Source organism: Stenotrophomonas maltophilia (genome assembly GCF_001274595.1).
Taxonomy (GTDB): domain Bacteria; phylum Pseudomonadota; class Gammaproteobacteria; order Xanthomonadales; family Xanthomonadaceae; genus Stenotrophomonas; species Stenotrophomonas forensis.
The window spans coordinates 3730267-3749487 of record NZ_CP011010.1 but is presented as its reverse complement, the minus strand read 5'-3'; the positions used below and the strand labels follow the sequence as shown (position 1 = coordinate 3749487).

The window sequence follows — 19221 nt, the reverse complement described above, 5'->3', positions numbered from 1 at the left end:
GCGCGCGTGCTGGGGCCGGCCTTTGCCACCCTGGCGGCGCCGGTACAGGCACTGCATACCGCTGCGCTGCCCTGCCGCTACGTGGGGCAGGCGCGGATCGAGCGCGGACGGCACTGGCTGGTGCCGCTGCTGGCCGCCCTGGCGCAGTTGCCGAGGGAGGGCGAGGCGCTGCCGACCGAAGTGGCGTTCAGTGCACACGGGCAGGGCGAACGCTGGGCACGCCGGTTCGGCCGCTGGCCGATGGTGTCGCGGCTGTGGGCGCACGAGGGCCATCTGCGTGAGCAGCTGGGCGCGGTGCGTTTCGAGTTCGATTTGCAGGCCCGCGAGGGCGGCATCGATTGGTCGGTGCGCCGGGTGTGGGCGTTCGGGCTGCTGCCGCTGCCCAGGCGCTGGTTTGGCGGCGTGCGCTGCCGCGAAGCGGGGCAGGGGCAGGGGCAGCGTTACACTTTCCGGGTTGATGTGACCTTGCCCTGGGCAGGAGCCCTGATCCGCTATGAAGGCTGGCTCGAACCGCAGTGAAGCCGCCGCCGCCGACGGTGCGGTGATCGTGTTCGACGGTGTCTGCGCACTGTGCAACCGCTGGGTGCGCTTCCTGCTGCGCTTCGACCGCAAGGGCCGCTATCGCTTCGCGGCGATGCAGGGCGCCCAGGGCAGTGCGCTGCTGCGCGCGCATGGACTGGATCCGCAGGACCCACGGTCATTCCTGCTGCTGGATGCGCAGGGCGCATGGACAGACACCGATGCGATCCTGCGCGTGCTGGCCGGGTTGGGCGGCGCCTGGCGCCTGAGCGGTGTGCTGCGTGCGCTACCGCGAAGCTTGCGTGATGCGGCGTATGGGGTGCTGGCGCGCAATCGTTACCGCTGGTTCGGGCGGCATGACGCCTGCCTTTTGCCGCCGCCAGAACAGGCCGCGCGCTTCCTGGATTGAACAAAAAGGGGACGGAGGGAATTAAGTCGTTTATGCATAAACGACTTAATTCCCTCCGTCCCCTTTTTTCAGTCGAGCAGCTGATAGGCGATGCGACGGTTCTGCGCGCGTCCGATGTCGCTGCGATTGTCGGCGACCGGCCGGTCCTGGCCGTAGCCCACCGCGACCAGCGAGGTGGCGGGGACGCCCAGCGCCTGCAGCGCGTGTGATACCGCCTCGGCGCGCTGCTGGCTGAGCTGCAGGTTGGCTTGGGCGTGGCCGCGACCATCGGTGTGCGCGCCGATCTCAACACGCTTGCCGTCGGGCGCTCTGCGCAGCGCATCCGCGACGGCCTCCAGGGTCTGCCGCGAGTCGCCGGTCAACTCGGACGAACCGGCGTGGAACTTCAGCGTGGTCTGGTTCAGCGCTTCAATCCGCTGCGCGGCATCGGCGTGCGTCGGCAGCTGCGACAGCGCCGCTAGTCCCGGGCCCCACAGGCCGCTCATGTCCAGTGCCGGGAAGTCCTGGCGCAACCTGTGCGAGATGGCCAGCCGCTGCGCGTCCTCCATCAGCGAGGTGTCGATGCGCAGCTGCGATCCGGCGAATTCCAGCCGCAGCCCATCGCCCTGCAGCTGCGGAAGATCGGCAATCAGGCGATCCAGCCAGCGCGGCGCGCGTGCGCGTGGGTCCAGCGTTATCCCGCCCTGCACGTTCTGCCGGCCGTGTACCGCCAGCAGCGTGCTCCAGATACGGCGACGATCCCCCTCGGTGGGCAGGCTGCCGTGCACCTGCATCTGTGTGCCATGTTGCTGCAGGGACAGGTAGGCGTCGTGTTCGAGTGGAATGTCCGGCACCGTCCACAGGGGCGTGCGGGCCTTCAGCTGCAACCAGGTGGTGAGGCCGAGGACAACGACAATGGCCAGCAGCCACAACAGGCTGCGCACGGCCCTCCCATACATCGCGCGCGTTGGCACCGTGCCGGTCATGCGCCGGGGCGATGGGCCCGCGATGCTGCGATGGACATGCGGAGAGGGCACCAGGCCGCCCGGCGCATCCATCAGCGTGACCACCCCGGGCAGAAGATGGCAGGCGACCACCCTGAAAGCACCGGGTGACATGCCACAGCGATGCGCGATCATGGCCAGCGTGTGTGCGCCCAGCGCGCGTTCGAGCTCACTGGCGACGATGGGCAGCCGCAACGCTGCCGGTTGCCGCCAGGAATGAAAACGGGAGGCCAGACCTGCCTGTTCAAACCGCTGCTGCAGACCGTCCAGGCCCCGGTGATGGGAGGTTATCCAGACGCTGATGACCTCCACCACCCAGCGGGCGCGATGGCCCAGCTCGAGGCGTGTTGCGGCATCTTCGATGAAACGGTCGTACGCAGACATGCAGTGACTCCCTGGAATGTGATGTGCGTCGCGCCGCGCAGCAGGCGCGACGGATTGCGATGGCTCCGGGGGCGCCACTCTGGGGAGCGCGCGTCAATGCATGGTGAAATGCTGGGGGTGATGCCTCTTTCGTTTCGGCGGGCCCTGCGGCAGGGCCCGCCGCTGGATGCGGCGAGGCCTAGTGCACAGCGGGATCTGCACGGTGGCCCCGGACCGCTGGCGCGCCGTGGGACGCCCTTCTCCGGGTCGCCGGAATGGTTTCAGGTGCACCTACTTTCGGGCTTAAAACGACAATCTGCGAGCGCTCTTGGCGCCCTTCTGTCGCTTCATGCTGGGCTGGTTGCGCGATCCCTCAGTTCTCCAGCGCGTCCAGGTAGCTGCGCCGCCAGTGGTTGATGTCGTAGGTGCGCAGGTGGTCCATCATCGCGTGCCAACGCTCCTTGCGCCTGCGCAGCGACATCGTCGCAGCGGTGGCGATCGCATCGGCCACGCCGTCCAGGTCGTGTGGATTCACCAGCAGCGCCTGTTTCAGTTCATCGGCGGCACCGGCCAGCAGCGACAGCACCAGCACGCCGGGATCCTCCGGGTCCTGCGAGGCCACGTACTCCTTGGCCACCAGGTTCATGCCGTCGCGCAGCGGCGTTACCAGGCCCACCGCCGCCGCCCGGTAGAATCCGGTGAGGGTGGCATGGGTGAAGTTCTGGTTGACGTAGCGCAGGGGTGTCCAGTCCGGCTCGGCGTGACCGCCGTTGATGTGGCCGGCGATCTGTTCCAGCTGGCTGCGCAGTTGCCGGTACTCGGTCACGTCGCCACGCGAGACCGGGGCGATCTGCAGGTAGGTCAGCGAGCCGCGCTGGTCGGGATGACGCTGCAGGTAGCGCTCGAAGCCGAGGAAGCGCTCGGGCAGGCCCTTGGAGTAGTCCAGGCGGTCGACACCGATCGCCAGCTGGCGGTCACGCAGGCTGTTGCGCAGATTCTTCACCGCGGCCTTGGTGGCGGCGGTGCCGGCCTGGCGCGCGATCAGGTCGGTGTCGATGCCGATCGGGAAGGCGGCTGCGCGGAAACGGCGCCCACCGGGAGCTTCCAGTTCGCCGTTGTCGAGCACGCGGCCGCCGCCGAACAGGCGCAGGTAGGTCTGGAAGCGATCGGCGTCGCGCTGGGTCTGGAAGCCGACCAGGTCGTAGGCATACAGCGCGGAGAACAGCCGCAGGTGATCGGGCATGGCCTGCAGCAGGTCGGCCGAGGGCATCGGGATGTGCAGGAAGAATCCGATGCGGCAGCCGATGCCGCGTTCGCGCAGCAACGCACCGAGTGGAATCAGGTGGTAGTCGTGGATCCACACGATGTCGTCCTCGCGCAGCAGCGGGGCGAGCTTGTCGGCGAACAGCGCGTTGACCTTGTGGTAGGTCTCGCGGGTGCCACGGTCGTAGTCGACCAGGTCCAGGCGGAAGTGCAGCAGCGGCCACAACGTGCGGTTGGCGAAGCCGTTGTAGTAACCGTCGACTTCGCGCTTGCTCAGGTCCAGGGTGACGAACTCGATGTCGCCGTCCTTCTGCGTGTGCAGCGTGCCACTGCCCTCGCGCACGCTCTTGCCGCTCCACCCGAACCACATGCCGCCGCGTTCCTTCAACGCGGCCAGCAGGCCGACCGCCAGGCCGCCGGCGCGGTTCTCGCCGGGCACTGCCACGCGGTTTGAAACCACTACAAGACGACTCACGATGCCTCCTGCCAGGACCGCGACAGGCGCATCGCGGCCGTGATCAGGCCGACGTGCGAATAGGTCTGCGGGAAATTGCCCCACGCCTCGCCACTGTCGAAGGCCAGGTCCTCCGACAGCAGGCCCAGGTGGTTGCGCTGCTGCAGCAACGTTTCGAACATCGCGCGCGCCTCGTCCAGGCGCCCGATCGCGGCCAGCGCATCGATGTACCAGAACGTGCAGATGGTGAAGCTGGTTTCCGGCTCGCCGAAGTCATCCGGGGCGACGTAGCGGTACAGCGAATTGCCATGCTTGAGGTCGCGGCCGATGGCGTCGACGGTAGCGATGAAGCGGGCGTCCAGCGCATCGATGAAACCGATGTCGGCCAGCAGCAGCAGCGAGGCATCCAGGCGATGGCCACCGAAGGTATCGGTGAAGTGGCCCAGCTCCTCGCTCCAGGATTCGGCCATGATGCGCGCGTGGATGGTGTCGGCACGTTCGCGCCAGTAGCGTGCGCGGTCGTCGCGCTTCAGGCGCACGGCGATCTTGCACAGGCGGTCGCAGGCGGCCCAGCACATCGCGCTGGTGTAGGTGTGCACCTCGGTGCGGCCGCGGAATTCCCACAGGCCGGCATCGGGTACGTCATGCAGGGCAAAGGCCTGTTCGCCCAGCGGTTCCAGTCGGGCGAAGGTGTGCGCGTCGCCCGGGTCCTGCAGGCGGCGGTCGAAGAACAGCTGCGTGGAGGCCAGCACCACGCTGCCGTAGACATCGTGCTGGCGCTGCACCCAGGCCAGGTTGCCACGGCGCACCGGGCCCATGCCGCGATAGCCGGACAGGCTGGGCACTTCGTCCTCATCAAGTTTGGCCTCGAAGCCGATGCCGTACAGCGGCTGCAGCGTGCCGTCGGTGGTGGCCAGGTTGAAGATATAGCCGAGGAACTGCTCCATCGTGCGCGTCGCGCCCAGGCGGTTCAGCGCACGCACCACGAACGCGGCATCGCGCAGCCAGCAGTAGCGGTAGTCCCAGTTGCGCACGCTGCCGGGTGCCTCCGGAATGGAGGTGGTCATCGCCGCGATGATCGCGCCGCTGTCCTCGTACTGGCAGAGCTTCAGGGTGATCGCGCTGCGGATCACCGCGTCCTGCCATTCCAGCGGAATGGACAGGTAGCGCACCCACTCGCGCCAGTAATCGCGGGTGCGCTGGAAGGCTTCCTGCACATAGCCGCTGATCGAGCGGTTGAGTGATTCATCGACACCCAGGATCAGGTGGATGGGATGGTTGAGCACGAACGGCAGGCCCTCGCGCACGAAGCGCACCGGCACATCGGTGGTCAGCCGCAGCACGTGCTCGGGCAGGATCCAGCGCACGTGGTTGCTGCCCCAGGTGGACTCGGGCACGCGCGCGCCCCAGTCCGCCAGGGGCCGCGCACGCACCGTGATGCGTGGGCTGCCGGCCAGGGGGCGCACCTGCCGGATCAGGCTGACCGGGCGGTAGAAGCGGTCGTTCTGGCGCCAGCGCGGGGCGAAATCGAGGATTTCCAGCGCACCGCCGTGCGTGTCGCGCAGCACGGTGCGCAGGATTGCGGTGTTGGTGAGGTATTCCTGTTCACTGTCGGCGAAGTCTTCCAGCTCGATGGCGAAGTCGCCACCGGTCTGCTGATTGGGGCCGAGCAGGGCGCAGAAGGTGGGATCGCCGTCGAAGGTGGGCAGGCAGCTCCAGACAACGCGGGCATGTTTGTCGACCAGGGCGCCGAAGCTGCCGTTGCCGACCACGCCCAGATCAAGATCGGGTTGGGTCATCACGCGGTACATCTCGTCGGTTGCGGCCGTGGGGGATGGCCGGGTCAATAGGCATTCTCACGCAGCCAGGCGTGCACGCTGCGTATGTCGGGCAGCGCGAACACCGCCGCGCTGGGTTCACGTTCACCCACCAGCACGCTCCAGCCATGCTGGCCGTTGGCAGCGTCGAAGCCGAATTCGTCGGTGAGGTCATCGCCGAGGAACACCGGCAGGCGGCCGCGGAACGGCAGGTACTGCATCATCCGGCGCACCGCGCGGCCCTTGTCGGTACCCACCGGGACGAACTCGACCACATGGTCGCCCGGTTGCAGGCGATAGCTGGTACGGCCGCGCACGTGGCGGTCGGCGAAGGCACGCACCTCGCTGGCCGCGTGCGGAGCGCCGCGCCAATGCAGGGCCAGGCCGACGCCCTTGTCTTCCACCAGCACGCCGGGATGGCCATGGGCGAAGCGCATCGCCTGCTGGTGCAGGGCGTGCAGCCACTCGGCGGTATCGTCGTCGTGCGCGTCGCGCAGCACGCGGCCGTCCTGGGCGCGCAGTTCGTGGCCGTGCAGCCCGGCGGCAGGCAGTTGCAGCGGTGCAAACAGCTGGTCCAGCTGTTCAAGGGGGCGACCACTGACCAGTGCCACGGCACCTTCCAGGCGGTCGCTGATGCGGCCGATGGCTTCACGCACATCCGGCAGCAACTGCACGGCATCCGGGCGTGCAGCGAATTCGATCAGGGTGCCGTCGACATCGAGGAACAACGCGCAGGCGTCGTCCAGCAATGGCGGTGGCGGACGCAGGGGGAGCGGTTCAGCCATGACGCCCAGCTTGCCAGCGTGGGCGTGTACGTGGGGTCGAGGTCAGGCTACGGCCTTGCTTCGGTGGGTGCCGACCGTTGGTCGGCACTGCAGGTCGGCCTGCATGGAACCCAGGCAGTGCGGACCAACGGTCCGCACCCACCCAAGGCAATGACACCCAGGGCAATCAGAACGTGTAGCGGACGCGACCGTAGTAGTACGCGCCGTTGCTGCCGATCGGCGACAACACGTCATACGGCAGGTTGCCGAAGTAGTGGATATCGCTGTTGGATCGATCCGGGTAGTTGTCGGTCAGGTTCTGGCCGCCGATGGCCACGCTCCAGCGCGGGGTGATGCGGTACTCCACTTCCGCATCCAGCTGCCATTCGGCCTGGTAGGTCTGGCGCGGGATGTAGCCATCACCGAAGTTGAACACGCGGGTGGCGCTGCCGTAGCGGTTCACGCGGGTGCTCAGCGACCAGTGATCATTGCTCCATGCGGCCGAGAAACTGCCGCGCGTACGCGGCGTGGCGTCGGTGAGGGTGTTGGTCTCTTCAATGCCGAACAGCACGTAGTCCGGGTTCAGTGCACGCAGCTGTGCCGGCGTGGCCAGCACGTTCTTCAGCGTGGTCTTGGTGTACGCATAGGTGCCGGTCAACAGCAGCTGGCCGTTGCCCAGCGATTGGCGCCAGTTGCTCACCAGTTCGGCGCCGCGGGTGCGGGTGTCGGCGGCGTTGACGAAGAAGCTGGCGCTCTGCAGGCCGCTGACGCCGTAGTTGGCCGCCACGTAGTCGGTCAGCGCATCGCCGGTGATGCTCTCCGACAGTGCGATGCGGTCATCGATGTCGATCTGGAAGAAGTCCAGCGACAGGTCGAAGTGCTCGCCGATGCGGCTGGTGAAGCCCAGCGAGGTGTTGAGCGACTTTTCCGGCTTCAGGTTCTGCGCACCCAGGCCGCGCGCGATCGGATTGTTGACCGACAGCAGGCGGCCCTGCACCAGCTGGCCGCCGGCGTTGTAGCCGGTGGAGGTGGATTCGTAGCCGATCTGCGCCAGCGACGGTGCACGGAAGTTGTTGGAGATCGCGCCGCGCAGCGCGAAGGCCGGGGTGAATTCGTAGCGCAGGCCGAGCTTGCCGGTCAGTTCGCCACCGAAGTCATCGTTGTGCTCGTAGCGCGCGGCCAGGTCGGTGGAGAACTTCTCGCCGAACTGGCTGGACAGGCTGGCATAGGCGCTGGCGACATCGCGCGACAGGGTAGCCGCGTCCTGCGGGGTCAGACCGCCACCGGCCTGCGACCCGGTCGGGCGGTCGGTGTACGGGCCGGCGGCGTAGCTGGCCGGGTCGCCGGGGCGGGTCTGGTAGCGCTCGTGGCGCGCTTCCACGCCCAGGCCCAGCGTGTGGCTGATGCTGTCGCTCTGGGTGAATACACGGCTCAGGTCGAGGTTGCCCACCGTCTGCGCGTACTGGTAATCGGCGGTCTTGAAGCGGGTCGGGCTGGTCGGGCCCAGCGAGGCGTTGAGCGAATCACGCAGGCGGTAAGTGAAGTCGTTCTGGCCGTAATCCAGGCTGCCGTCGTAGCTCCATTCGCCCCACTGGCCGCGCACGCCGGCCACGGCCTGCACGTCGCGGTTCTCGCCTTCGGAGATCGGCCGGTAGCCGTTCGGATAGACCTGCTTCCAGTTGGCATCGCCGTCGGGATAGCGGAAGTAGTTCGCGCCTTCGGTGTCACGCTGGTTGAAGGTGCCGAACGCGTAGAAGGTCGAGGTCTGGCCCACCGGGATCTCGGTGTTCAGCCACAGGTTGATGTCCTTGCTCTTGCCATCGCCCAGCACGTAGTTGCGCTTGCCCTGCAACGCGAGGTTGTCCGGGGTCTGGTCCCACGGCGGAATCTGGTCGAAGCCGGCGCGGTTGGTGCCGTTGCGGTGCTTGTACTCCAGGCCGACGCGCAGGAAGCCGCCATCCTCGCCCAGCGCGGTACCGACCTTGGCGCTGATGTTGCCGGTCTGGCCGTCGGTGAGGGTGCGGCCGATCGGCTTGAGGTCGGTGTGGTTGGCGCCGTAACTGGCTTCGATCTCGCCACCGTCGCCGCCGTTGTCGAGGATCACGTTGATCACGCCGGCCACGGCATCCGAGCCGTACAGAGCACCGGCGCCATCGCGCAGCACTTCGATGCGCTTGATCGCGCTGACCGGAATCGAGTTGAAGTCGACCGGGGTGGTGCCTTTGCCGATCTTGCTGTCGGTGTTGACCAGCGCGGTGTGGTGGCGGCGCTTGCCGTTGACCAGGACCAGCACCTGGTCCGGCGACAGGCCGCGCAGCTGCGCGGCGCGCACGTGATCGGCGCCGCCGGAGTTGGACTGGCGCGGGAAGTTGAACGACGGCAGCAGCGCCTGCAGCGCGCTGCCCAGTTCACCGTTGACCACGCCGGCCTTGCGGATGTCCTCGGCGGTGAGCACATCCACCGGCGAGGTGGATTCGAGCACGGTGCGGTCGGCGGCACGGGTGCCGGTGACGATCACCGTATCGAGGTTGGTCGCGTCCTGGGCCAGGGCGGGGACGGCGGCGGGGGAGAGCGCGAGGGTGATGGCGAGGCCGAGCGGCGACGCGGGCAGGCGGGCGGACATGGGGGCTCCAGCAACAACGACGACGGGGAAGGGGGAGATAGTTTCACTTACATCCATCCGGATGAAGCGATATATTATCTTCGCGTGATGACCACTGCCGGCGCAAGCCCCTGCCGGTCCGGCATGAGCTGATGCCCGGTTGGCATCAGCACGCCGGGCCGGTGGCGCTGTACGCTGCCGGCTCGCCCTGTCCCCCTATTTGCCCGGAGCTGTACCGATGAAACACCTTGGCCTCGTCTTTGCCGTGCTGCTGGCCACCAGCGGCTGCGCCAGCCTGTCCTCGCAGGCGCCCAGTGCGTATGCCACGGCCACCACCGCCGAACTGAAGGGCGATGCGGCACGCCCGTCCGACGGCCACGGCTGGGTGCGCAGCGAGCTGTATTTCGGCGTGGGCGAAGAGCAGGGCGCAGGCAGCCGTCCGCAGGCCGACACCATCAGCGAGGCGCAGTGGCGCGCGTTCCTGGACAAGGAAGTGACCCCGCGCTTCCCGGATGGCCTGACCGTGTTCGATGCCTACGGCCAGTGGCTGTTCCGCGGCGATGCTTCGCCCAACCGCCTGCGCACCAAGGTGCTGGTGGTGCTGCACGAGGACACCCCGCAGCGCCGGGCCGACATCGAGGCGATCCGCCTGGCGTGGAAGCAGCAGACCAGGCATCAGTCGGTGCTGTGGTCGCGGCAGCCGGTCGAGGTATCGTTCTGAGTTGAAGGTGCCGCCGCGGTGCCGCAGGGAGCGATGATGGATTACAGGGAGTGGGTGCTGGGCGTGGTGCTGGCTGGCGTGCTGGCACCGTCGGCGCAGGCGGGCGGGGACGGCGGCGAAACCCTGCGGTTCCAGGTGGCCGCTCACGTGCAGGCGCACGCTGATCCGCAGCAGGACGGCAACATTGCGGTGCAGCTTTCGCCGTCGGGCAAGCGCCAGACGCTGGCCGGCGCGGCGGATGCGGACGGCAACTCGCGGTGGGATCTGGAGGACGTCGACTTCGATGGCTATCCGGAACTGATCGCACGCGCATCGGTGGGCATGGTCAATGAAGCGGTGGCGGTGTACCGCTTTGATCCGGCCAGTGGCGGGTTCCGTGCGCTGCGGGCTGAAACCCATGGCAAGGACAGCTGCGGTGACCTGATGGGGCTGACGGTCGATCGTGCGAGTCGCACCCTGACCAGCAGTTGCCGCAGTGGTCCGATGTGGTACGCCGACCAGTACCGGTTTGCAGGTTCGAAGCTCTATCTGTACCGCGCCGAGAGCGTATTGATGCTGGGCGACACGCTGAACGCCGCGCTGCATTGGGAACAAAGCGACGAGCAAGGGCCACTGGCGGTCTGGCGGACCTATGACCCCGCTGGAAAAGTACGTGAGAGCGCCATCGCCGATGGCCTGGGCGCACCGCCCGACGGGCCGCTGCGCGGTCAGCAGGCAACGGTGGTGCCAGCGCGCCTGTTCCTGTTCGACAGGCCCGGCGCGTCCAGCACCCCGCGTTACCTGGTGCAGGGCGACCGTGTGGAAATGCTGGATGAACAGGACGGCTGGATGAAGCTGCGCTACCAGAATCCGAAACGCGGTGCGGTGCTGGGCTGGATCAACGTCAACGATTAACCGGACATCCGTCCGCAGTTTGCACATCGAGGTGATGCGCAATTTGCCCACGGAGGCATCACTTCGCCGGGTCTAGCCTCGGACGTTCCCCCGTTCGAGGATGTATCCGATGAGCAAGCGCGTGGCCGAGATTGTGGTGGACACCCTGCAGCAGGCAGGCGTCCGCCGCTGTTATGGCATCGTGGGCGATACGCTCAACCATGTGACCGATGCGATGCATGGCAGCGACATTGCCTGGGTGCACGTACGCCATGAGGAAGTGGCCGCGTTCGCCGCCGGTGCCGATTCGCTGGTGAGTGGCGAACTGACCGCCTGTGCCGGCTCCTGTGGCCCCGGTGGCCTGCATTTCATCAACGGCATCTTCGAAAGCAATCGCAATCGCGCGCCGATGGTGCTGATCGCCAGCCAGATCGTCACCAGCGAGCTGGGCATGGAGTTCCCGCAGGAAGTGGATTTCAAGGCGGTCTATGGCAGCTGCACGGTGTTCTGCGAACAGGTGCACAGCCCCGCGCAGGCGCGGCGCGTGGTGGCGCTGGCCTGCCAAGCCGCGATCAGCCGCCGCGGCGTGGCGGTGGTGATCCTGCCGGCCGACATCAGCGAGGCCGAAGTGAAGCACGATGTGCCGTTCTCGGTGCACTACACCCAGCCGGTGCTGCGCCCCTCTGATGCTGAACTGCAGCGCATCGCCGAGCTGCTGGGGCAGGGCAGGCGCATCGGCATCTATGCCGGTGCAGGTTGCCAGGGCGCACACCCGCAGCTGCTGGAATTGGCGCGGCGCCTGCAGGCGCCGGTCGCGCATACCTCGCGCGCCAAGGACTTCGTCGAGCCTGACAACCCCTACAACATGGGCATGACCGGCATCTTCGGCATCGAATCGGGCTTCCACACGCTGATGGAATGCGACACGTTGCTGCTGCTCGGCGCTGATTTCGCGTGGGGCCAGTTCTATCCGGACAAGGCCACGATCATCCAGGTTGACCGCGACGGCAGCCATCTGGGCCGCCGCCATCCGGTGAACCTGGGCGTGGTCGGTGACATCGCGCCGACGCTGGACGCCTTGTTGCCGATGCTGCCGCCACGCGAGGACAGCAGCTTCCTGGACGAATGCGTCGAGCGCCGCGACAAGGCACTGAAGAAGCGTGAGCAGGAAGAGCAGCCGGGCGAGGGTGAGTTGATCCATCCGCAGCATCTGACCGCGTTGTTGTCGAAGTACGCGACGGACGACGCGCTGTTCACCGCCGACGGTGGCTCACCGATGGTGTGGGTGCTGCGGCATATCCGGGTAAACGGCCGCCGCCGTACGCTGACCAGCCTGTTGCACGGCACGATGGCCAACGCGATGCCACAGGCGCTGGGCCTGCAGAAGGCGTTCCCGGGGCGGCAGGTGATCTCGTTGTCCGGCGACGGCGGCCTGGCGATGCTGCTGGGCGACCTGCTGACCGCCGTGCAGGAAAACCTGCCGATCAAGGTGGTGGTGTTCAACAACGGCTCGCTGAATTTCGTCGAGCTGGAGCAGAAGGTGGAAGGCCTGCTGGACAACTACACCGACCTGAAGAACCCGGATTTCGGCCGCCTGGCCGAGGTGATCGGCTTCCACGGCCGCACCGTCACCCGCAGCGAGGATCTGGAAGAGGCGGTGCAGGACTTCCTGTCCCAGCGCGGCCCGGCGTTGCTGGATGTGCATACCAGCCGCGCGGAGCTGGTGATGCCGCCGCAGATCGAGGCGAAGCAGGTCGCGGGTACCGCGCTGTATGCGGCCAAAGCGGTGTTGAACGGCCGCTTCGACGACGTGAAGCATCTGCTGGTGGACAACTTCCTGAAGAAGTAACGGGGTGGGTTTGATGCAGGGCTGCGCCCTGCACCCGCCGAATCAACATCAACGGCAACCGCAACGTCAAAAGCGGGCAATCCGTGGGATGGCGGGGTGGGTCCGGTTGCGGGGGACGCTGCAAGTCCCCCTCCGGGGCCCGGCCCAGCCGCTGGCGGCTGTGCGTTCGGGCGCTTGCGAAGCGGTGCTTCGCAAGCAAAGCGCCCTCACCCATGTAAGCTCGGTCGCCGCATCCATGCGGCTCACGCCCCCGCAACCGGACCCACCCCGCCTTCGACAGATTTCCGCGATCTGTCGATAGGTCCACGCCATGTATGGATGAGCGAAAGAGTGTTCGGAATGATCTTCTGTAGAGCCGAGCCATGCTCGGCTCAGAGCGAAGCGACCCGCTTTTGCTTTTGATCTTTTGATTCTTTTCCGTGGCTGGCACGCGCAGGAAACTGTCAGGGGTCGGGCGGGTAGGTGGCGCGGGGGTGTCCGCGGCATGGATGCCGCGGCCAAGCCCCCAGGGATGGGTTTACGGCGTCCCCCGCGCCACCTACCCGCCCGGCCCTGCCGAGGAAATCGCTGTTCGCGCCCCAGCCACGAGGGGCCCCGCCGTTGGCTGGAACCCATCATTCCATGACGGAATTGGCGCGCCGGCCCCGCTGGGCCTACCATCGGCGGTCCCCACCCCCACCCCCACCGCCCCTTCCATGTCCGCTCCCGCTTCCGCCGCACCGCGTCGCTGGTTCGTTGCCGGCGACTTCAACGGCTTCTTCGGCCTGGTCGTCGACAACCTCTCCATCCTCGGCTTCATTGCCATGGCCCTGGTCGGCATCTTCCAGTTCCCCGCCGACGTAGTGTTCGGCCGCATGTTCCCCGGTACCGCCTTCGGCGTGCTGGTCGGCAACCTGCTGTACACGCTGATGGCGCGACGGCTGGCCGCGCGCACCGGCCGCGACGATGTCACCGCCATGCCGCTGGGCCTGGACGCGCCGACCAGCATCGGCATGGCCCTGCTGGTGCTCGGCCCGGCCTTCATCGCCTTCAAGCAGCAGGGCCTGGACCCGCATGCCGCCGGCATCGCCACCTGGCAGCTGGGCATGGCCGCGCTGGTCATCATGGGCCTGCTGAAGTTCGTGCTGTCGTTCTTCGGCGAAGCGGTCACCCGCGCGCTGCCACGTGCCGCGCTGCTGGGGTCCATCGCCGGCATCGCGCTGGTGCTGATGGGCCTGCTGCCGCTGCTGGAAACGCTGCGCTCGCCGCTGGTCGGCTTCACCACGCTGGGCCTGCTGCTGTACGTGCTGATTGCCAAGGGCAAGCTGCCGGTGCGTGGCCCGGGCGTGCTGCTGGCCTTCGTGTTCGGCACCGTGCTGTATTACGGCCTGGGCCTGGCAGGGCTGGGCGCGCCGGGCTTCCATGTGCCGGCGTGGGTGCCGCCGCAGGTGGTGCTGCCGCTGCCGACGCTGGGTTTCCTTGATGGCCTGCCCACGGCGATGACCTACCTGCCGCTGCTGCTGCCGTTCGGCCTGCTGATGGTGGTCGGCGGCATCAACGTGTCCGAAAGCGCACGCGCGGCCGGTGATGACTACCGCACCCGCGACATCCTGCTGGTGGAAGCGGTGGCCACGCTGGTGGCCGGTGTCTGCGGCGGCGTTGCGCAGACCACGCCGTACATCGGCCAGCCGGCCTACAAGCACATGGGGGCGCGCAGCGGCTATACGCTGCTGACCGGCCTGTTCGTCGGCATCGGCGGCATGCTTGGCATCATCTCCGGGCTGGTGCAGTGGCTGCCGCTGGCGGTGCTGGCACCGATCATCGTGTACGTGGCCATCGACATCACCACCCAGGCGTTCCAGGCCACGCCACGCCACCACACCGGTGCGATGGTGTTCGGCTTCCTGCCGTCGGTGGCGTACCTGCTGGCGATCAAGGCGCCAGGCTGGATCGCACCGGACCAGCTGCCGCAGCTGTTGACCAAGCTCGACGGCCATGGCCTGCCGGAACTGGCGGTGATCTTCACTCTCGGCAACGGCTTCATCATCACCTCGATGCTGTGGATCTCGGTAGTGGCGGCGATGATTGATGGTCGCCTGCGCCGCGCCTGCGGTTTCCTGCTGGTGGCTGCGCTGTTGACCCTGTTCGGCCTGATCCACTCGGTGGACCCGCGCGGTGGCATCTACCTGCCGTGGGACCTGGACGGGCTGGCGCGCATCATCAGCTGGCAGTTCGCCGGCGCTTACGTGGCGCTCGCGCTGCTGCTGGGGCTGTTGTCGTTGCAGAAGCAGGCGGTGAAGCCGCTGGGCGGGGTCAGCTGACCGCACGGTGATGCCGGCCAGCAGCCGGCACTACCGTTCTGCGTCGAGTTCCGGGTAGTGGCGGAAGATGCCGTTGGTATTGAACGCCAGCCGCCGTTCCGAAGTGAGGTAGGCGGCGATGTTCGGGCGCTTCGCCACGCGCTCCTGCAGCGCACGCAGCAGGGGCAGGGTGGGCGCCAACGCCTGCATCCGCCGTGGGAACATGTAGTCCAGCCCACTCAGCAGCTGGAACAGCGACAGGTCCACATAGGAGTGCTCGCGCAGGGCATGGCGGCCACCGTTGGCGGCCAGTACCTGTTCGAAATGGCCGAGGAACTTCGGCAGTCGTTCGCCACGCAGTGAAGCCGCACGTGCCTTGGCCTCGGTCTTCTGCTCTTCGTAGTATTTCGACGCGGCGATCGGATGGTGGGTGTCATGCACCTCGGCCACCAGGTCGGCGATGGTCAGTTGCAACTGCAGCGCCTGCATCCGCCGCGACGCGGCCTGCGGCACCAGATCCAGGGTCGGACCGAGAAAATCCAGGATTGCCGCCACCTGCGCGATCACCTGGCGGCCCGCCTTCAGGAACGGTGGTGCGAAGGGCAGTGCTCCCTCGCTGTTTCCATCGAGGAACGGCTGCATTACTGCATCGCCATGCACCCGCGCCATGTCGATGTAATCGGCGCCGGCATCTTCCAGCGCCAGCCGCACGAATTCACCCCGGCCCTGGATGCCGGTCCAGTAGTACAGCGCGTACTGCATGGCAGCGTCTCCGCACGACAAGATCCCCAGCCTCGCGCAGGGTGTGCAAAGCAGGCGTGAGCGTGGCGCATGCGCAGGCCCCAACCCCAACGGCAGCGGAACAGGCGGGGAACCCACCGCAATCAATCCGGTCACACCTTGTCCATGCAGGTGAACAACGAGGGACTGCATCATGCAGAGTGGAAAGGCGGTATGGCCCTGGGTGCTGGGCGTGGTGGTGATCGGTGGCGCGGGGGGCTGGTTGTTCCGCGATCAGCTGAAGGGCCTGGCGGACGGTGTGTCGGTGCCGGTGCAGTCACCTCCCGCCAGCAGCGGTGCACCGCCACAACCGAAGGCAACCACAGCGCCCGCGCCAGCACCCCCGCCGATCAAGCATCCGCTCGATACCGGGGCCGCCGCCGACCCGGCGCTGCCGAAGCTGGCTGACGGCGATGCCGCCGCCTGGGGCGCGCTGAGCCAGCTGTTCCAGGGCGAGGGGCCGTTGACCCTGCTGCTGCGCGATCATCTGATCCAGCGCCTGGTGACCCAGGTCGACAACCTGGACAAGCCCAGTGTGCCGCCGACCGCACTGGCCGCGCGCCCACTGCCGGGCAGCCTGCAGGTGGAACCCGTTGAAAGCGGCGAGCGGATTGCCGCGGCCAATGCGGCGCGCTATGCGCCCTACGTGCAGGCGTTCACTGCGCTGGACCCCGCGGCGACGGCGGCTGCGTACAAGCGCTTCTATCCGCTGATCCAGCAGGCCTATGTCGACCTGGGCCGGCCCGAAGGCTATTTCAACGACCGCCTGGTCGCGGTGATCGACCATCTGCTGGACACGCCGGAACTGGTGCAGTCGCCGCAGGTGGAACGCGATGAACGCGGCCGCTACCGCTTTGTCGATCCCACGTTGCAGTCGAGGTCGATCGGCCAGAAGGCGCTGCTGCGCATGGACGCGGCGCAGGCGCGGGCGGTCAAGCAGCAGCTGCAGGCGATCCGCAGCGCGATCGCTCGCGGCTGAAGACTGAAGACTGCAGGGGCAGGTGTCATCGCCAGCGTGATACGGTTGGGGTCAGGTAGACAGGAGTGACCTCGATGCATCGAATGTGGTTGGGCGTGAGTGCGTTGTTCGCCACGACAGTGGCCTCGGCGGCGGCCGTTGAGACGCGCGATGGCGAACTGGGCGATCCCTACGGCTACACCCGCAGCGTGCGCCTTGCCGAACTGTCCCGGCTGCAGACGCTGGGCAAGTCACCCGGTGTGAAGGGCAAGCTGGGCCAGGCGGGTTTCTACCGCGTGCGCGGCGAGCTGGACCGCTCCAGCCAGGCGGCCCAGGAGTGCCTGGAGGCCGTGGCCAGCGAGGCGGCCGACAGTGTGAAGGGGGTCGAGTACCTGTGTTCGGCCACCCTGGCCGGCAATCTGCTCCTGCGGGGCGATATCGCGGGTTGGGCGACGCAGATGCTCCAGGTCCGCACGCTGATGGAGCGCGATATCCGCCCCATGCTGAGCCCCAAGCTGCGCGACATCCATCTTGCCGGCATCAGCGAGCCGCATTTCGAGCGGTTTACCGCATGGCCGCGCAACGCCATGGCGGCGCAGGCGCCTGCCCGCGACGTCAGTGTCCCCCTGCAGTTGGACAACGAACTGCCGACGCTCAGCCTGAAGCTGCGCACCGCAGCCGGTGAACGCGAGCTGCGCGTGCATCTGGACAGCGGCGCCGCACACTCGCGCATCGGCCGAGCGCTGGCGACCGAGCTTGGCTTGACGCTGACCGAGGGCTTCATGGCGGTCGATGGCAGCCCTGGCAAGTTGTATGCGCTGGCAGCACCGGTCGAGCTGGACATCGGTGGTGTCGCCGTTCGCGATGTGTCCTTTGCGGTACTGGGCCAGGACGACCTGCCACGCATCGGCCTGGACGTGCTGCGCGCGTTGGGCCGGGTGCGGGTCAACAAGGATGCGCTGGTGATCCAGGCCACGGCCAGTCCGGTGCCGTGCACGCGGCGGATGGCCACGCTGTCCTCGCTATGGGCGGATGCGTACGACGTCCGCTATCCGATCCGCGCTGGCAAGCAGAACGTGCTGGTCAAGGTGGATACCGGCTTCAACGGCGCCTTCCAGGCCCGCGGAACGTTGCCGGCCACGCCACCCGCGTCGGCGATCCGGCGCAAGAACGTGATCACCACCGAAGGCAGCGAAGACATCCAGTTCGTGGAGGCGACCACGCCGGTCATGATCGGGGAAGAAGTGCTGAACCTGCCGATGGACCTGGGGCTGGCGCCCGGGCCCAACCCGCTGTTCAACCCGGACTGGCGCGTGGGCTTTGCCGCGACCCAGCGCTACAGCCTGTACATGGATGTTGAAGGCACCTATGGCTGCCCGGTGGCCGTTGCGGCGGCGCCACCGCTGTTGCCGCCCAAGCCGGCTACCACGCTGCCTGCAGGCGGCTGATCCGCGGCTACAGGCTCTGCAGGAACGCCTCGATGTCCTGCAGATCCTGGCGGCCCAGCCCGCGCGGCCGCAGCAGTGGATCCGGCTCTGGGAACGGCGCCGCATCAGCCGGCAGCGAGCCCGGTGCGCGCGGGCGCGCGCCGCCCACGTTGTAGAACGCCAGCACGCCCGACAGGCGCGGGATCAGGCCGTTGTGCATGTACGGTGCCGTGTTGGCCACGCCTCGCAGCGAGGGCGTGCGGAAGCGCCCGCTGTCGGCGGGATCGCCGGTCACTTCGTAGCGCCCCAGATCCTGCCGCGCGCGGCCGTGGAAATGCAGGCCCAGGTTGTGGAAGCCGTTGTCGGTCAGTGCTGCCCCGCTGTGGCAGTTCATGCAACCGGCCTGCGTGCGGAACAGGTGCAGGCCGCGCAGCTGGGCGTCGTCCAGTGCACGCGTATCGCCGCGCAGGAAGCGATCGAAGCGACTGTTGCGCGGCGTCAGGCTGCGCTCGAAGGCGGCGATGGCCTGGCCGAGCTGGGCGGCATCGATGCGCGGCTGCGCGAACACCGCGGCGAAGTCAGCACGATAGGATGCATCGCGGCGCAGGCGACGCACGGCGCCCTGCGTGGTGAACCCCATCTCGATGGGATCGGCGATGGGATGCAGCGCCTGCGCTTCCAGCGTGGCCGCGCGTCCATCCCAGAACAGCGGTGCCACCTGTGCGCTGGTGGCCACGCTGGGTGCATTGCGGCGGCCGGGCTGGCGATCATGACCGAAGGACACGCGGCGACCATCGGCCCAGCCCAGGTCCGGATCGTGGCAGCTGGCGCAGGCCAGCTGCCGCGACTTCGAAAGAACCGGATCGAAGAACAGCCGCCGCCCCAGTGCCACCTTGGCTGGCGTGGAAGGATTGTCCGGTGGATCGACGGGCGACGGCAGTGGGGCCAGTTCCTTCCACGCCACGCCGGGTTCGACCTCCGGCGCGGGCCAGCGCGTACTGGGGCTGCTGTAGAGCGCACGCAGGCAGGCGCCATCCCAGCGTTCCGCCTTGCCCGGAGCAGGCGCGCAGACCGGCTGGGAAGGACGTGGCTGTGCAGCGCTGGCCAGCACGGCGCTGACCAGCACTGCACTCCAGCCAAGCCTGCGGCGGCGCACGGGC

Annotated in this window: 15 protein-coding genes; 8 read left to right on the top strand and 7 right to left on the bottom strand. The window is 67.6% G+C overall.

Annotated features, from left to right (window positions below; genetic code table 11):
* The first annotated feature begins 6 nt into the window (after positions 1–6).
* Complete coding sequence (locus VN11_RS17125) at positions 7–519, top strand: DUF4166 domain-containing protein (protein WP_080374950.1); 513 nt, start codon at positions 7–9, stop codon at positions 517–519.
* On the top strand, positions 494–928 hold the full coding sequence (locus tag VN11_RS17120) for a thiol-disulfide oxidoreductase DCC family protein (RefSeq protein ID WP_053450605.1): 435 nt from the start codon (positions 494–496) through the stop codon (positions 926–928). The genes VN11_RS17125 and VN11_RS17120 overlap by 26 nt, the downstream gene beginning before the upstream one ends.
* 68 nt (positions 929–996) lie before the next feature.
* On the opposite strand, the gene VN11_RS17115 is transcribed toward VN11_RS17120, so the two are convergent.
* The 5 genes from VN11_RS17115 to VN11_RS17095 all read right to left on the bottom strand — a co-directional run bounded on the left by VN11_RS17115 (position 997) and on the right by VN11_RS17095 (position 9195).
* A complete protein-coding gene (locus VN11_RS17115) occupies positions 997–2295 on the bottom strand; it encodes an OmpA family protein (protein WP_053450604.1) in 1299 nt (432 codons plus the stop codon).
* Positions 2296–2647: 352 nt separating this feature from the next.
* Entirely contained in the window at positions 2648–4012 is a 1365-nt protein-coding gene (otsA, locus tag VN11_RS17110; protein WP_004154451.1) for an alpha,alpha-trehalose-phosphate synthase (UDP-forming), read from the bottom strand.
* On the bottom strand, positions 4009–5790 hold the full coding sequence (locus tag VN11_RS17105) for a glycoside hydrolase family 15 protein (protein ID WP_053451371.1): 1782 nt from the start codon (positions 5788–5790) through the stop codon (positions 4009–4011). Before VN11_RS17105 ends, otsA begins: the two co-directional genes overlap by 4 nt.
* Positions 5791–5834: 44 nt before the next feature.
* Positions 5835–6593: a trehalose-phosphatase gene (gene otsB / locus VN11_RS17100; RefSeq protein ID WP_053450603.1), complete on the bottom strand. Its 759-nt coding sequence runs from the start codon at positions 6591–6593 to the stop codon at positions 5835–5837.
* Positions 6594–6759: 166 nt separating this feature from the next.
* Positions 6760–9195: a TonB-dependent receptor plug domain-containing protein gene (locus VN11_RS17095; RefSeq protein ID WP_053450602.1), complete on the bottom strand. Its 2436-nt coding sequence runs from the start codon at positions 9193–9195 to the stop codon at positions 6760–6762.
* A 217-nt stretch (positions 9196–9412) separates the two neighbouring features.
* Between VN11_RS17095 and VN11_RS17090 the strand changes: the two genes are divergently transcribed.
* The 4 genes from VN11_RS17090 (at position 9413) to VN11_RS17075 (ending at position 14917) form a co-directional block, all read left to right on the top strand.
* Positions 9413–9895, top strand: coding sequence for a DUF3574 domain-containing protein (locus VN11_RS17090; RefSeq protein ID WP_008265564.1), 483 nt, complete (start codon positions 9413–9415; stop codon positions 9893–9895).
* Positions 9896–9931: 36 nt separating this feature from the next.
* A complete protein-coding gene (locus VN11_RS17085; RefSeq protein ID WP_053451370.1) occupies positions 9932–10789 on the top strand; it encodes an XAC2610-related protein in 858 nt (285 codons plus the stop codon).
* A gap of 109 nt (positions 10790–10898) precedes the next feature.
* Complete coding sequence (locus VN11_RS17080) at positions 10899–12617, top strand: thiamine pyrophosphate-dependent enzyme (RefSeq protein ID WP_053450601.1); 1719 nt, start codon at positions 10899–10901, stop codon at positions 12615–12617.
* Positions 12618–13312: 695 nt separating this feature from the next.
* Positions 13313–14917 carry a hypothetical protein gene (locus VN11_RS17075; protein WP_053450600.1) on the top strand — a complete coding sequence of 535 codons (1605 nt, stop codon included), beginning with the start codon at positions 13313–13315 and terminating at the stop codon, positions 14915–14917.
* 30 nt (positions 14918–14947) lie between these two features.
* On the opposite strand, the gene VN11_RS17070 is transcribed toward VN11_RS17075, so the two are convergent.
* Entirely contained in the window at positions 14948–15658 is a 711-nt protein-coding gene (locus VN11_RS17070) for a glutathione S-transferase (RefSeq protein ID WP_053450599.1), read from the bottom strand.
* Positions 15659–15830: 172 nt separating this feature from the next.
* Here VN11_RS17070 and VN11_RS17065 point away from each other — a divergent pair, with 172 nt between their 5' ends.
* Entirely contained in the window at positions 15831–16655 is an 825-nt protein-coding gene (locus tag VN11_RS17065; protein WP_053450598.1) for a DUF3014 domain-containing protein, read from the top strand.
* 74 nt (positions 16656–16729) lie between these two features.
* The gene (locus tag VN11_RS17060) at positions 16730–18082 is read left to right on the top strand and encodes an aspartyl protease family protein (protein WP_238581827.1); all 1353 of its coding nucleotides are present in this window, start codon (positions 16730–16732) and stop codon (positions 18080–18082) included.
* A 7-nt stretch (positions 18083–18089) separates the two neighbouring features.
* On the opposite strand, the gene VN11_RS17055 is transcribed toward VN11_RS17060, so the two are convergent.
* Positions 18090–19217 carry a cytochrome-c peroxidase gene (locus tag VN11_RS17055; RefSeq protein WP_238581826.1) on the bottom strand — a complete coding sequence of 376 codons (1128 nt, stop codon included), beginning with the start codon at positions 19215–19217 and terminating at the stop codon, positions 18090–18092.
* Between the last annotated feature and the right edge of the window lie 4 nt (positions 19218–19221).

Bases quoted from the DNA above. Each gene is read 5' to 3' on its own strand.
- VN11_RS17070 (WP_053450599.1), bottom strand. From the start codon at position 15,658: ATGCAGTACGCGCTGTACTACTGGACCGGCATCCAGGGCCGGGGTGAA.
- VN11_RS17120 (WP_053450605.1), top strand. From the start codon at position 494: ATGAAGGCTGGCTCGAACCGCAGTGAAGCCGCCGCCGCCGACGGTGCG.
- otsB (WP_053450603.1), bottom strand. From the start codon at position 6,593: ATGGCTGAACCGCTCCCCCTGCGTCCGCCACCGCCATTGCTGGACGAC.
- VN11_RS17065 (WP_053450598.1), top strand. From the start codon at position 15,831: ATGCAGAGTGGAAAGGCGGTATGGCCCTGGGTGCTGGGCGTGGTGGTG.
- VN11_RS17095 (WP_053450602.1), bottom strand. From the start codon at position 9,195: ATGTCCGCCCGCCTGCCCGCGTCGCCGCTCGGCCTCGCCATCACCCTC.
- VN11_RS17105 (WP_053451371.1), bottom strand. From the start codon at position 5,790: ATGACCCAACCCGATCTTGATCTGGGCGTGGTCGGCAACGGCAGCTTC.
- VN11_RS17090 (WP_008265564.1), top strand. From the start codon at position 9,413: ATGAAACACCTTGGCCTCGTCTTTGCCGTGCTGCTGGCCACCAGCGGC.
- VN11_RS17085 (WP_053451370.1), top strand. From the start codon at position 9,932: ATGGATTACAGGGAGTGGGTGCTGGGCGTGGTGCTGGCTGGCGTGCTG.
- VN11_RS17115 (WP_053450604.1), bottom strand. From the start codon at position 2,295: ATGTCTGCGTACGACCGTTTCATCGAAGATGCCGCAACACGCCTCGAG.
- VN11_RS17080 (WP_053450601.1), top strand. From the start codon at position 10,899: ATGAGCAAGCGCGTGGCCGAGATTGTGGTGGACACCCTGCAGCAGGCA.
- VN11_RS17060 (WP_238581827.1), top strand. From the start codon at position 16,730: ATGCATCGAATGTGGTTGGGCGTGAGTGCGTTGTTCGCCACGACAGTG.
- VN11_RS17075 (WP_053450600.1), top strand. From the start codon at position 13,313: ATGTCCGCTCCCGCTTCCGCCGCACCGCGTCGCTGGTTCGTTGCCGGC.